The 13,970-nt window shown below is 73.5% G+C and carries 9 protein-coding genes; 8 read left to right on the forward strand and 1 reads right to left on the reverse strand.

The window, feature by feature from the left end:
- The first annotated feature begins 17 nt into the window (after positions 1–17).
- The 8 genes from ABGB14_RS10255 to ABGB14_RS10290 all read left to right on the forward strand — a co-directional run bounded on the left by ABGB14_RS10255 (position 18) and on the right by ABGB14_RS10290 (position 13,180).
- Entirely contained in the window at positions 18–1,682 is a 1,665-nt protein-coding gene (locus ABGB14_RS10255; RefSeq protein WP_347643826.1) for a class I adenylate-forming enzyme family protein, read from the forward strand.
- Positions 1,679–2,851: an acyl-CoA dehydrogenase family protein gene (locus ABGB14_RS10260; protein WP_347643348.1), complete on the forward strand. Its 1,173-nt coding sequence runs from the start codon at positions 1,679–1,681 to the stop codon at positions 2,849–2,851. Before ABGB14_RS10255 ends, ABGB14_RS10260 begins: the two co-directional genes overlap by 4 nt.
- Positions 2,852–3,011: 160 nt before the next feature.
- On the forward strand, positions 3,012–4,541 hold the full coding sequence (locus tag ABGB14_RS10265; RefSeq protein WP_347643349.1) for a hypothetical protein: 1,530 nt from the start codon (positions 3,012–3,014) through the stop codon (positions 4,539–4,541).
- A 124-nt stretch (positions 4,542–4,665) separates the two neighbouring features.
- Positions 4,666–4,797 (forward strand): hypothetical protein, encoded by a 132-nt coding sequence (locus tag ABGB14_RS10270; protein ID WP_281284010.1) that lies wholly within the window; start codon positions 4,666–4,668, stop codon positions 4,795–4,797.
- A gap of 103 nt (positions 4,798–4,900) precedes the next feature.
- Complete coding sequence (locus ABGB14_RS10275; protein ID WP_347643350.1) at positions 4,901–6,112, forward strand: glycosyltransferase family 4 protein; 1,212 nt, start codon at positions 4,901–4,903, stop codon at positions 6,110–6,112.
- Positions 6,109–10,359, forward strand: a complete 4,251-nt coding sequence (locus ABGB14_RS10280; RefSeq protein WP_347643351.1) for an alpha-(1->3)-arabinofuranosyltransferase family protein — start codon at positions 6,109–6,111, stop codon at positions 10,357–10,359. The genes ABGB14_RS10275 and ABGB14_RS10280 overlap by 4 nt, the downstream gene beginning before the upstream one ends.
- Positions 10,356–12,206: a hypothetical protein gene (locus ABGB14_RS10285; protein ID WP_347643352.1), complete on the forward strand. Its 1,851-nt coding sequence runs from the start codon at positions 10,356–10,358 to the stop codon at positions 12,204–12,206. Before ABGB14_RS10280 ends, ABGB14_RS10285 begins: the two co-directional genes overlap by 4 nt.
- A 5-nt stretch (positions 12,207–12,211) precedes the next feature.
- The gene (locus ABGB14_RS10290) at positions 12,212–13,180 is read left to right on the forward strand and encodes a DUF3068 domain-containing protein (protein WP_347643353.1); all 969 of its coding nucleotides are present in this window, start codon (positions 12,212–12,214) and stop codon (positions 13,178–13,180) included.
- Here the strand turns inward: ABGB14_RS10290 and ABGB14_RS10295 are convergent.
- On the reverse strand, positions 13,121–13,861 hold the full coding sequence (locus ABGB14_RS10295; RefSeq protein ID WP_347643354.1) for a class I SAM-dependent methyltransferase: 741 nt from the start codon (positions 13,859–13,861) through the stop codon (positions 13,121–13,123). The genes ABGB14_RS10290 and ABGB14_RS10295 overlap by 60 nt on opposite strands.
- Positions 13,862–13,970 lie beyond the last annotated feature (109 nt).

Raw genomic sequence — 13,970 nt, forward strand, 5'->3', positions numbered from 1 at the left:
GAGGAGTGGTGATCACCATGAAAGCCCGGCCGGCCAGAGAGAGCGACGTGGACGCGGCTCGTGCGCCGGTCGACGACCACGTCGCGCCTTGGACGTCGTATCGCGGGCTCCTTCTCGAGCGCCGCGCCGACCACACCACCTACCTGGTCGAGGACCCCTCCCGTGCCGGGTCACGAACCTGGACCGGTGCCGCTTGGACCGCGGACGTGCGGTCCGTCGCCGCCCGGCTCCGCGCCTCGGGAGTGCGCCCCGGCGACGATCTCGCCCTGGTCGCGACCAACCGCCCCGCGACGTTGCTGGTCGCGTTCGCCGCCTGGTGGATCGGCGCCTGCTTCGTCCCGCTCGACCCGCGCGACGGGCGGGAGCGTCACGCGGCCCTGCTCGCCGCCTGCGAGGAGCCGTGGCTGGTCACCGACGACCCGGACGGCCCCGGTCGGCTGCTCCCGACCGCCGAGGTGCTGCCTTCGGCCGAGGTGCCGTCCCCGGCCGTGGTACTCGAGGACGAGGGGCCGGAGCCCGACCTGGACGCGCCGGCGCTTCGCCTCCACACCAGCGGCACCAGTGGTACGCCGAAGCCGATTCTGCTGTCGATGCGCGGGCTGTTCGTCAACTGCGACGCGATGCGCGCCGCGCTCGACTGGACACCGGACACCAGGCTGATCAACGTTCTGCCGATCAGCCATGCCAACGGGCTGGTCATCTGCTCGTTCCTGCCCTGGTTCGCGGGCGGCTCGACGGTACTGATGGACCGCTTCCGCAGCGACCGCTTCTGGTCGACTGTCGCCAGATCGGGCGCCAACGCCTGCAGCCTCGTACCGACAGTGCTGGAGTACCTGCTCGCTGACCCGTCGACGCCCGAGCCCGGGCACGGGCTGCGCCACGTGGTGTCGGGCAGCGGCCCCCTGCGCCCGGAGGCTGCGGAACAGTTCGAGCAGCGCTTCGGCATTCCCGTGCGGCAGCTCTACGGACTGTCCGAGACCACGTCGGTGCTGACGACGACGACTTCACTGCCCGTCGGTGCGCTGGCCGGCCGGATGCGTGGCTCGATCGGTACGCCCGTGCGGCATGCCGACGTCCGCGTCGTCGACCCCGGGGGGCGGGAGTGCGCGGACGAGGAGCGCGGCGAGATCGTGGCGCGCGGCAGCATGCTCATGCTCGGCTACGCCCACAACCCGGAGGCGACCGCGGCGGCGTTTGCCCGGGGCTGGTTCCACACCGGCGACCGCGGCTACCGCACCACCGGACCGGACGGGCTGCCCTGGTTCTTCCTCGAGGGGCGGCTCAGCGACTCGATCTCCCGAGGCGGCTCGACCGTTCTCCCGCAGGCCGTCGATGAGGTGCTCGCCGCCCATCCCTCCGTGACCAGGGCGGCGGCGTTCGGCTTTGCCAACCGCTGGTACGGCGAGGAGGTGGCGGCGTCGGTGATTCCCCACGCGCCGGTGACCGAGGAGGAGCTCCGGGCCTGGTGCATCGAGCGACTCGGTTTTGACGCCAGCCCGAAGGTCGTGTTCTTCGGTGAGGACCTGCCGACCACGTCGGTCGGCAAGATCCAGCGGTCCCGGCTCGCGGACCGGATGGCACCGGAGCTCGCCCCGTACTGGGACCACCAGTTCCGCCCCCGCGATCGGGCGAAGCCCGACCGCGATCTCCACGACCAGAAGGAACCAGAGGGAGAGGCATGACCAACCAGACCATCGCGCCGGCCCCGGCGACACGCGAGGCGGTCGAGGAGTTCGTCGAAACCACGGTCCGCGACCGTGGCGCCCGGATGGATGCGACGGGGGAGTTCGACAAGGACCTGCTCGACCAGGCGGCCGGCCTCGGGCTGGTCCGGCTGATCTTCGATGACGACCTCCGTCTCGACCTTTCCCGGATGCCGCTGGCCCACGAGACGAGCGAACGGCTCACGGCGGCGTGCGCGCCGCTCGCGATGGAGGTCGGCGTGCTGCGGCTGGTCTCCTACCTGCTGGCGCGCTTCGCACCCGCTCCGGTCCGGGACCGCTGGCTGCCGCTGACCGTGGCCGGCAAGGCCTACGGGTCCTTTGCCCTCTCCGAGCCCGAGGCCGGCACCGACCTGCGAGGTATGACGACCGTGGCCCGCCGCGACGGTGACCGCTACGTCCTTGACGGGGGTAAGTGCTGGGTCGGCTTCGCTCCGGTGGCGGACTACGCGATCGTGTTGTGCAAGGCCGAGACCGACGCCCGGGACGCCAAGACCCTGGCGCTGGTCGTCGACATGGCCTTCGAGGGCGCGTCCGGCGAGTGGGGCCCACGGTTGTCGGGCTACCGCGGGCTGCCGAACGGGACCCTCACTTTCGATGGCGTACGCGTGCCCGCCGACCACGCCCTTGAGGTCGAGGGCTTCGCCGGGATGATGGACGGCCTCAACATGGCGCGGATCGACGCGGCCGCCTACGCCTGCGGCCTGCTCCGCGCCGCCCTCGAGGAGAGCGTCGCGCGCGCCGCGCATCGCGAGGCGTTCGGAGGCAAGATCGGCGACCTCCCCAGCATCCAGATCAAGTTGGGCAGGATGCGGGCCGCCTACCAGGCCGCGCGCGAGCTCACGCTCCGAGCGACCGAGAGCTACATGGCGAGGCCGGGCGGCGACCAAGATCTGATTTCGGTGGCCAAAATGACCGCGAGCGACCTTGCCCGCCAACACACCGACCAGGCCATGCAACTCTTCGGCGCCTCCGGAATGGTGATCGGCAGCCGGGTCGAGCGCCTCCACCGTGATGCCAAGGCGACCCAGATCTTCGACGGCACCAGCGAGATCCACGAGACGATGGTCGGCCGCCGGCTCGTACGCGCCTACAACGCCAACGGCAGCGACTTCATGGCCGGCTGGTGAGTGCCCCATTGACGCCTGAGCGACGACGCAAGGCGGTGGAGCAGGCGGGAAGGGGCCTTGCCGAGGGACCCGGAGCCCGGTAAGTAACGCATGTGAGTCTGTGGCGGCTACTCTCCCCTGTGCCTGGAATGTCCGAGGACGGGGGAGAGGCGGTGCCGCGGTGGACGTCGAGCGGTCGTCGCCCGTGCCCCCGGCGCCCGCCCGCGCGCGCCTGACGCCCGCCCGGATGGCGCCCGCGCTGCTCGGCGCGGCCCTGGCGGCGCTGGCCCTGGGGCCCGCGCTGGGCTGGGGCCTGGTGCTCCGGTACGACCTGCTCTTCGTGCCCGACGCGCCGCTGCTGCCGGACCGCGGCGGCTTCCCTCGCGCCGTGCCCAGCGACCTGGTCGTGGCGCTCCTGTCCCGGGTGTTGCCCGTGGAGATCGTGCAGAAAGGGCTGCTGGCCGGGATCTTCGTGCTGGCCGCGACCGGCGCGGCGGCGCTGGTGGCGCCGGAGCGCCGGCTGGCCCGGCTGGTCGCCGCGGCCTGCTTCGCCTGGAACATCTATCTGGCACAGCGGCTCATGCTCGGCCAGTGGGCGCTGCTGCTCGGCGTGGCCGGGCTGCCGTGGGCGGTGCGGGCCACGGGCCTGCGCTGGACCCGCCTGGCGGCGGCGCTGCTCCCCGCCGCGATCGGCGGGTTCCAGGCGATGCTGGTCTCGGCGCTGACGCTGCTGCCGATCGCCGTCGCGCGCCGCAGAGTGCCCGTGGTGGCCGGGATCCTGGCCGTGTACAGCCTGCCGTGGGCGCTGCCCGCGCTCGGCTCGGGCGCGGTGACGGACCCCGCCGGGGTGGACGCGTTCGCGGCCCGCGCCGACGGTCCCTTCGGCGTGCTGGCCAGCCTCTTCTCGCTGGGCGGCATCTGGAGCGCCGACGCGGGGCTGCCCGGCCAGGAGTCGTGGTGGTCCGCCACCACGCGCCTGCTCCTGGTCGCGGCCGGCGTCCTCGGGTACGCCCGGCTCCGCTCCCGCCCCGAGCGGCCCGCGTGGTGGGGCGGGCTCGCCGTGGCGGCCGGGGCCGGGTTCTGCGTCGCCGCGCTGGGGGCGTTCCCGGCGGGGCGGGAGGCGCTCAAAGGGCTCATCGCGCTGTGGCCGGGGTTCGGGCCGCTGCGCGACGGCCAGGTCTACCTGGCGCCGCTCGTCCTGGTGGCGGCGGTCGGCCTGGCCGCGGCCCTGCGGTCGGGCGCGCCGGCGCTCGTGGGGGTCATGGCGCCGGTGCTGGTGCTGCCCACGCTGGCGTACGGGGCCTTCGGGCGGCTGGCGGTGGCCGCGTACCCGCCCGAGTGGCGGGCCGTGCAGCGGATCGTCAACGACGACCCGGCCCCCGGCGCGCTGCTGTCGTTGCCCTGGGGCGCGCACCGGGCCTTCGCCTGGAACGGCGGCCGGGTCGTGCTCGATCCGGCGACCAAGCTCTTCGAGCGCCGGGTGATCGCGGACGACACCCTCGTCGTCGGCCTGCCGGGCGGTGGCCGGTTGCGGGTGCGCGGGGAGGACCCGCTCAACCGGCGCGTCGCCGGGCTGCTGGCCGCCGGTGACTACGCGGGCCTGCCCGCCAGGTACGTCCTGGTGGCGGGGAGCCAGAACGAGTTCTCCCTTGAGCCGGCCGGCTGGAAGACCGTTTTCCGCGGCGAAGAGCTGCACCTGTTGCGGCGTTGACCGGCTGTTTTGTGATATACCGGAGGGTAACTTGCTTTATCACGGTTTGACCAATGTTATGGCTTCAAGGCGGAACAGGTTCTAGTCTCGGCACACTGCGCCACTGACAGGAAGGAGTGCTCTGTTGTTGCGACTTCTCGTGGCCCTGGCCATCGGAGCTCTGCTGGCGGTCGGAGCCTCCGTCGCCGTGGTCAACGTGGCGTCACCCGCCCTGACCCCGCCGAACCAGCCGCTCTACAACTACGGCACCAGGTGATCCTGGCCCCTCGACGGGTCGTCCCTGCTTGATGGCGTCGTACCAGCTCAACAGCACAAGGGTTGGCTTCGCCATGCCCGCACGCCCGCTGTGAGGAGTGACGGTGGTCTTTACCGGTGACCCGGAGGCGGCGGCCCCGCCCGCGCCGCGGGCCGGCGGCGAAGGGGGAGAGCGGCCGCTCGCGGGAATCCGCGTGGCCATGCTCAACTTCCGCGAGCCCCGGCAGTCGACCGCCGGCGGCGCCGAGGAGTACGCCTGGCAGGTCAGCCGGTTCCTGCTGGCCCAGGGCGCCGTGGTGACCTTCGTGACCGGCCGGCAGCGGGGACAGCGGCGCGCCGAGGTCCTGGACGGCGTCCGGCTGCGCAGGATGGGCAACCCCTACCTGGTCTACGTGCTGGTGCCGCTCTGGTTGTTGTTCCACCGGCGCCGGGTCGACGCCGTCATCGACACGATGAACGGCATCCCCTTCTTCTCCCCCCTCGTCGTACGCCGCCGCACACCCGTGCTGTGCCTCGTCCACCACGTCCACGACCGGCAGTTCCACGCCTTCCTCCCGCGCTGGCTGGCCAGGATCGGCTGCTTCGTCGAAGGGCCGGTCGCCCGGCTGCTCTACCGCCGCTGCCTGACCGTCACCGTCTCGGAGTCGTCCAAGCGGGAGCTGGCCGGGAAGCTGCGCTGGCTCGCCCCGATCACCGTCGTGCCCAACGGCTGCGCCGAGCCCGAGACGGGCGCGCCGGAGCCGGGACAGGGCGAGCCCACGATCGTTTACGCGGGGCGGCTCGTCGGGCACAAGCGCATCGAGCGGGTCGTCGACCTGGCCGCCCACCTCGACGCGTCGTGGCCGGGGCTGACCGTGCACGTCATCGGGCGCGGCCCGGAACAGGGCCCGCTGGCCCGGCGGATCGCGGACCACGGGCTCCACGGGCGGGCCGTGCTGCACGGATACCTGCCGGCGGCGCGCAAGAACGCGCTGCTCGGCGCCGCGCGCCTCAACGTGACGGCCTCGGAGTTCGAAGGCTGGGGGCTGACCGTGATCGAGGCCGCCGCCCTCGGGGTCCCGACGGTTGCCTATGACGTGGCGGGCCTGCGCGACTCCGTGCGACACGGCGTCACCGGATGGCTCGTGAGCGAGGACGAGTGCCTGGCCGACGTGGTCGAACGGGCGCTGAAGGAACTGTCGGACCCGTGTCGCAGGGCCGAGGTGGCCGGCGCCTGCCGGGAGTGGGCGCGCGAATTTACGTGGGCCCGAACTGGGGCTAGCATAACCGGACTTATCCTGGCGAAACTCCAAGATCGCGGCGGAGCCCATCAGTGACCCAAGCCTCGCCTGGCCTCCACGAAGAGCTCGCGGAGGCCGCCGCCGAGAGCTACGAGATCCGGGTCAGGCACAGGCTGCGGCTCCTCGCCTCCTGCCTCCTGCTCGGCGCCATCGCGTTCAACACCGCGACCGAGAAGATCATCCCCGAGACCAAGCTCGACATGGCGGTCAATCCGCTGGGATTCCTCGGCCGGGCCCTGCACCTGTGGGACGGCGCGTACTTCGGCCACCTGCAGAACCAGGCCTACGGCTACCTCTTTCCCATGGGACCGTTCTACGCGCTCTGCCTCAAGCTGGGCATGGACGCCTGGGTGGTCCAGCGGTTGTGGATGTCCCTGGTCCTCTGCACCGCCTTCCTCGGAGTGGTGCAGCTCGCCCGCGCCCTGCGCATCGGCGGCCCGTACACCCGCGTGATCGCCGGCTTCGTGTACGCGCTCGCACCGCACGCGCAGGCGCTCATCGGCATCAACTCCTCGGAGTTCCTGCCCAGCGCGGTCCTGCCGTGGATCGTTCTCCCCCTGGTCAAGGGCGCCAGAGGCGAGCTGCCGGCGCGCCGGGCGGCCGCGTTGTCGGCGCTCGCCTTCCTCTTCTGCGGAGGCGTCAACGCCGTCGCCGAGTACGCCGTGCTCGCCGTGCCGCTGCTCTACCTGCTGACGCGGCGCGGCGGGCCGGACAAACGGCGGCTCGTCGCCTGGTGGTTGCCGCTCATCGTGTTCGCCTCGATGTGGTGGCTCGCCCCGCTGCTGACGCTCGGCGGCTACATCTTCTCCTTCCTGCCCTACATCGAGACCGCCAGCGCGACCACAGGCGTCACCTCGCTGGTCAACACGTTGCGCGGGACGTCGAGCTGGCTCAGCTTCCTCAACGTGGACGGGCAGACCTGGCTGCCGGACGCCCACCAGCAGTCCACGGTTCCGTGGCTGATCGTGGTCACCGCCGCCGTGGCGGCGGCGGGCATGGCGGGTCTCGCCTCCCGCAGGATGCCGGAGCGGCCCTTCCTCCTCATCAGCCTGCTGTGCGGGGTGGCCGTCATCACCACCGGCCATCCCGGCACCCCCCACCACGAGCTCATGGTGCAGCTGCTGGACGGCCCGCTCGCCGCCTTCCGCAACCTGCACAAGTTCGACGCGCTGATCAGGCTGCCCGTCGCGCTCGGGGTCGCCGGCCTCCTCGCCACGGCGCGCCCGCGCCTGCGCGTGCCCCTCACCGCCGTCACGGCCGGGCTCGTGGGGCTGTCGGGCCTGCCCGTCCTGTACGCCGGCCTCGCGCCGGCCGGCGGCTTCACCACGATCCCCGACTACTGGAAGCAGGCCATCTCCTGGGTCGGCCGCAACGCCGGCGACGGGATGGTGCTGGCCGTGCCGGGGGCCAAACGCGGCGAGTACCTCTGGGGGCGCCCGCTCGACGAGCCGATGCAGGCGCTCTCGCAGGTCCGCTGGGCCACGCACACCATCGTGCCGTGGGGGTCGGCCGGCATCTCCCGGCTGATGGCGGCCGTCGACGAGCGCCTGTCCGCCGGCGTGGGGTCCGCGGGGCTCACGGCCACGCTGCGCCGCATGGGGGTGACGCACCTGGTGGTCCGTAACGACCTGGACCGCGCCACCATCGGCACGGCCTGGCCGGCCCGCGTGCACCAGGCGCTGGAGGACTCGCCCGGCATCGAGCTCGCCGCCCGGATGGGCCCGGGCGTGGGCATCGGCCAGTACGGCAAGGCCGCCGCCTGGCTGGACCAGCCCTACCCCGCGGTCGAGATCTACAGGGTGCCAGGGGCCGCGCCGCTCGTCGGCACCGTCGACGCCACCCGCCCCTTGCGCGTCGGAGGAGCCCCCGAGGCCGTGCTCGACCTGGCCGAGCAGGGACTCCTGGACGACGACAGGCCCGTGCTGCTCAACGACGACGACGGGCACGTCGAGGTGCCAGGGCGCGACACCGTGCTGACCGACACGCTGCGCCGGCGCGAGCTCGCCTACCCCGACCTGCGCGGCAACGCCAGCGCCACGCTCACCGCGGCCGAGCCGTTCCGCGGCGCCTCGCCGTCGAACGACATCCTGGACCCGGGATGGGAGCGGTATCTCGCCACGGCCACGTTCACCGGGATCGCGGGCGTCACGGCGTCCAGCTCCGAGGCGGACGTCACGGCGGCGCCGCGCAGCAGGGAGCCCGGCCACCAGCCGTTCGCCGCGCTCGACGGCGACCGGCGCACCAGCTGGCGCTCCACCGGCTGGAACGGCGCTGCCGGCGAGTGGATCGAGGTCGCCTTCACCGAGCCGCTGGACGTCGCCACGTTCCAGGTCTCCTTCGAGCACTCGGCCATCAGCCCCGCGCCCGCCGAGGTGGTGGTGGAGACCGGCACCGGCGCCCTGCGCCAGAAGGTCCGGGCCACCTCGGACGCCCAGGAGCTGGTAATGCCGGCGGGCCCGGCCGACCGGTTGCGCCTGAAGGTGGTGGCCACCGCCGGCGAGCCGGAGCGCGGGCTCGGCGGCCGGGTCGGGATCACTGAGCTGACCATTCCAGGGGTGCACCCCACCCGCTCGATCACCGTGCCGGACCCGGGCACGGAACAGCCCGTGCCGGACCCGGGCACGGAACAGCCCGTGCCGGACCCGGGCACGGAACAGCCCGTGCCGGACCCGGGCACGGAACAGCCCGTGCCGGACCCGGGCACGGGCACGGGTGCCGGGGAGCCCGCGGCGGTCGCGTTCAGCAGGACGGGTGACGTTCCCGGCTGCGTCAGGGGCTCGCTCGCCTGGAGTTGCGCCGAGGGCCACGAGGTCCTGGGCGACGACGGGCACGGATTCGACCGCTCCTTCACCGTCAGGAAGGACGGCTCGTACGAGCTCTCCGGCCGTACGGTGCTCACCGAGCGCACGGCCATCGAGCGGCTGACCACGCTGCCCGGTGACGCGGTGAAGGTGCGGGCGTCCTCGACGGCGGTCGAGCACGGCGCGGCGGCCGGCCGGTGGGCGTTCGACGGAGACCCGAAGACCGCGTGGTTCGCCGACCCGCTCGACCCGAAGCCCACGCTGAGCGTCGAGCTGGCCCGTAAGACGCGGTTGTCGCGCATCCGCGTCGTCACGCCCGACTCCTACCTCGGGGCGCCTCCTGTCCGCGTGACGATCCGCGCCGAGGGCGGCGTCAGGCAGAGCTGGGTGGGCCAGGGCGGCATCATCCGCTTCCCCGCCATGGAGGCGAAGAAGGTCGAGCTGGAGTTCGGGGCGTCGGGCGGCCGTCCTGTCGAGATCACCGACGTCTCCTTCCCCGGGGTTCGCCCGCTCGGCGCCCTGACCGGCTTCCCGCTCCGCGTGCCCTGCGGGTTCGGGCCGACGTTCACCGCCGGTGGCGAGACCGTGCACACCAAGATCGTCGACGGCTCGCTGAACGACGTGGTCACCGGCAGGCCCGTCGCGTTCGAGAGTTGCGAGCCGCTGCGGCTGGAGGCCGGCCGGGCGCGGTTGTCCCTGCGGCCGGGCGACGCCTACCGCGTCGAGTCGGCGATCGTCCGCCACGAGGACCGCGGCCAGGAGGTCGCGCCCGTGGAGACGAGCGAGGTGGCCGTGACGTCGTGGGCGGACGGGGAGCGGGTGGTCCAGGTCGGTGTCACGAAGGACTCCTACCTGGTCGTCAACGAGAACTTCAACCCCGGCTGGCGGGCCAGGCTGGGCGCCGTCGAGCTCAAGCCGGTCCGGCTCGACGGCTGGCGGCAGGCGTGGTTCCTCCCGTCGCACGTCGCGGGCGCGGTCACGCTCACGTACGAGCCCGACTCCCGCTACCGCGCGGGGCTGGCCGCGGGCGGCGCTCTGGCGCTGCTGGTCGTGCTGCTGGCCCTGGTCAGGACGGCACCGCCCGCGCGCCACCGGGCTCTGGTCCGACCCGCACGCCTGCGCGCCGCGCACCTCGCGCCGTTCGCCGTCGCATTGGGCTTCTGGACCGGCGGACCGGTGGGCGCGGGCGTCGCGGGCGCCGCCTACGCGCTGGGGGCGTGGTCGCGGTCGCTGCGCACGGCCGAACACGCGCGCGTGCCGCGGTGGCGGCGCCTGCTGACCGGGCCGCCGGGCGGCGTCGCCCTCTTCATGGCCGCCGCGGTCCTGGTGGCCGCCGGCGCCGGCGGGTTCTGGCCGCAGCTCCTCTGCCTGCCCCTCCTCGCGCAGTTGCTCGCCGAGATCCCCGCCAGGCGGGCCGCGCGGACGTCCGAACGTGCCGTACCCGTCGCCGCGGGCGGCCCGGCCATGACGAGCGTTCCGTGAGCCGGACGGCCGAGCCGCGCACCGGGATGGTCATCACCGTCCCGACACCGATCGCGCGCGCCGCCGCGGCGGCGTCCCGGTGGGCCGGGCGGCACGGGGTGCTGCTGGCCGCGCTGGTGCTCGTCGGCGCGGCCATGGCGTGGAAGGCGGCCATCGCCCAGCACGCCTACTTCAAGGAGGACGACTTCGAGTTCGTGGCCAGGGCGGTGGAGAACGATCTCTCCTTCGACTACCTGACCCGGGTGCACTTCGGGCAGTTCATGCCGGGCGGTTTCCTGCTCGCCTGGCTGTCGGCCAGGCTGGAGCCCTTCGGCTGGGGGTACGCGGCGGGCATGGTCCTGGCGCTGCACGCCTGCGCCGCCCTGGCCGTGCTGCGCATGCTCCGCGTCGTGTTCGGGGCGCGGCCCGCGATCCTCGCGCCGCTCCTCGTCTTCCTCGTCGCACCCGTCACCGTGCCCGTGCTCGTGTGGTGGGCGGCGGGGCTCAACACCGTCTTCCTGCAGATCGCCCTGCCCATGGCGGTCGCCTCGCACTGGCACCACCTGCGGACCGGCCGGCTGCGGCACGCCGTTGCCGCCGCGCTGTGGGTGTTGTTCGGGCTGCTGGGCTTCGTCAAGGGTTTCGCGCTGCCGCTGGTGTTGTTCGCCCTCACGGCGATCTATCACGGCGGTCTCCGCCGCGCGCTGCGCGGGCACCTGGCGGCCTGGTCGATGCAGCTCGTCGTGCTGGCGGGCTTCGGCGCGCTCTACGTCCACCGGTCGTCGTCGGCGCCCGGCACCGGGGCACCGCCGATCTTCGATCAGGCGGCGGGCTTCCTGTGGGAGCTGCTGGGCAGGACCTTCGCCACGACCGTGCTGGGCGGCCCGTGGCGGTGGTTCGCCGGCAACGACTGGGGGGTCGCCTCGCCGCCGCTCCCCGTCGTGATCGCCTCCCTCGTGACCCTCGCGGCCATGGTGGCGGTCACCACGTACTATCGCAGGCGCGCCGGCCTGGCGTGGGCGCTGCTGCTCGGCTACGTGCTCGTCGCCGACGCCCTTCCGGTGCTCTGGGGCCGGGTCCACCTGCTCGGCTCGTTCGCCGGCACGGACACGCGCTACGTCGCCGACGCCGTCCCGCTGGTCGCCCTCGTCGCCGGGCTCGTGCTGCTGCCGCTCCCCGGCGAGGCGGAGCCGTACCGGCGGGCGCTGCCCGCCAGGGAACGGGTGAGCGGGGTCTGCGGGGCGGCGCTCGGGCTGTTCGTGGGCGCGTCGCTGGTGTCGGTCTCGGCCTTCGCGGGGCACCTGGGCGCGGAGCGGCGCCACCGCTACATCGAGACGGCACGCGCCGAGCTGGCCGGAGCCGCGCCCGGCACGGTGATCTACGACCGGCTCGTGCCGCCCGACGTGCTGCCGAGCAGCTACGGCGCCTACAGCCTGACGTCGAAGGTGCTGGGCGCGCTGGCCCCGCCGCGGCTCAGGGCCACGATGCAGGCGCCGCCCGCGGCGCTCGACGGCATGGTCTTCGACGACCAGGGCCGCCTGCGGCCCGTGGACGTGCGGGGTGTCCCGCTCGCTCCGCGCACCCGGGACCGGTGCTGGCCGGTCACCGGCGGAACCGTCCAGGTGCCGCTGGACAACCGCGCCGGCCACCCGGAGGGCACCCTGGTCAGGCTCGGGTACGCCGCCCGCGCGGACACGAGGGTCACCCTGTGGATGGCCGACCGCGCCACGGACGTGGCGCTGCGGGCCGGCCTCGGCCGGGTGTTCGTGCTCGCGGAGCCGGGCGCCGACCGCATCGTCATCGACGACCTGCCTCCGGGCGTGTGCATCGGCGACGTGACACCGGGACAGGCGGTGCCGCGACCATGATCGTCATGAGCCGCAGGAACCTCGCGCTGGTGCTGGCCGGCGTGGGCGCCTTCCTGCTGACCCTCATCCCCCTGACCCGCCTGTACGTGGCCGCCCAGGTGCTCAAAGCGCCGCTGGAGCAGCAGAGCATGACCCGGTCGGTGGCGGAGTCGGCGACCTACCTCGACCCGGCCACGATGCGGCCGGTGGTGGGCGAGCTGGTCCGGACCCGCTGGCTGATCGGCGACGTGCTGGCCGGCGACGAGGACCGCGCGGTGTGGGGCGAGTCGGTCTCCCTGGCCACGCGGGAGGAGGAGCGGCTCGACTACCACGAGCGGCGCCTGGCCTTCGACCGCCGCACGGGCGCGATCGTCAACTGCTGCGGCGAGTACCTGGACGAGGACACCACGATCCGGCAAACCGGCCAGGCGTTCCGCTGGCCCTTCAACGCCGAGCGCCGCGACTACACGCTGTTCGACCTGCGGCTGCGCGTGCCGGTCACGGCCGCCTTCGACGGGGTCGAGCGGATAGGCGGCGTCGAGACCTACCGCTACGTCCAGCGCACGCCGCGCCGGCTGGTGCCGGGCGAGACGGCGCCGCTGCCGCGCCGCCTGGTCGGGCTGCCCGGCAAGGGCGACGTCGGGCTGGGCCGCTACGCCGAGATCCGGCGTACGTACTGGGTCGAGCCGGTCAGCGGGCAGCCGGTCAGGACGGTGGAAGAGGTGAAGGAGACGCTGGTCACGGCCGACGAGCGGGGCCGGCTGACCGCGCTGGACGCGACGTTCCGCACCAGCGAGGCCGACGTCGTGGCGGCGCTGGACACGGCGGCGGCCTACCGCCGCTGGATCCTGATGCTGGGCACGGTCGCGCCGGTGGGCGGCGGCGTGGCGGGCGCGGGCTGCCTCGTGGCCGCGCTCCTGCTCATGCGGCGGCGCTCACCTGCGGCGCAGGACGAGGAGCAGGTTCCAGGTGACCAGCTCGCGGACGCCAGGTAGGTGGACGACATGCCGGGCCCAGCGGGGATGGTAGCGGGGGACCGCGTCCAGCAGCTCGGCGTCGGGGCAGCGCCTGGCCCAGGCCAGCGGGCGGGTCACCCCGACGGCGAACATGCTCTCGCCGTAGACGTTCTTCGGCCGCCTGCCGTGCCTGCGCGTGTACCGCCGGGCGGCGTAGTGGCCGCCCAGGTAGTGCCAGGGGGAGGTCTCGTGGCCGCCCCACAGCGAGAGCCACACCGTGTACGACAGGTAGACGATCCCGCCGGGCCGGGTGACCCTGACCATCTCGGCGGCCATCCTGAGCGGGTCGGGGACGTGTTCCAGCACGTTGGACGAGAAGCACACGTCCACCGAGCCCGTGGCCAGCGGCAGGTCGAGCGCGCTGCCCAGCACGGCGTCGCGCGGCGGCCGGCCGTCGCGCAGGCGCATCTCGCCCGCGTCGCAGTCGACGCACACCGGGCGCGCCCCCGCCGCGCGCAGCGCGTCGGCGAAGTAGCCGGGACCGCCCCCGACGTCGGCCACCGTGGCGCCCGCCAGCTCCGTGTACGTGCCGAGCTGGGCGACGGTGTCCATGGCCAGCGTGCCGTAGAAGAAGTCCGGGTTGCTCTGCTCCAGGCGGAAGGCGCGCAGCAGCCGGACGGACCTGCCGAGATCCGCTCGGAACGGTGCGGGGGTGTCCACGGCGCGGAGCCTACCAACACCGAACCCGCCTGCCGGCCTGCCGCGGGCGGGCCCGGCAGAGCCGACACGGCAGTCCATTCGGGGCATCTCTGACGCAGCGGAAGGAATC

The sequence above is a fragment of the Nonomuraea sp. B10E15 genome (assembly GCF_039871615.1).
In the GTDB taxonomy this organism is placed as follows: Bacteria; Actinomycetota; Actinomycetes; order Streptosporangiales; family Streptosporangiaceae; genus Nonomuraea.

Bases quoted from the DNA above. Each gene is read 5' to 3' on its own strand.
- ABGB14_RS10260 (WP_347643348.1), top strand. From the start codon at position 1,679: ATGACCAACCAGACCATCGCGCCGGCCCCGGCGACACGCGAGGCGGTC.
- ABGB14_RS10290 (WP_347643353.1), top strand. From the start codon at position 12,212: ATGAGCCGCAGGAACCTCGCGCTGGTGCTGGCCGGCGTGGGCGCCTTC.
- ABGB14_RS10255 (WP_347643826.1), top strand. From the start codon at position 18: ATGAAAGCCCGGCCGGCCAGAGAGAGCGACGTGGACGCGGCTCGTGCG.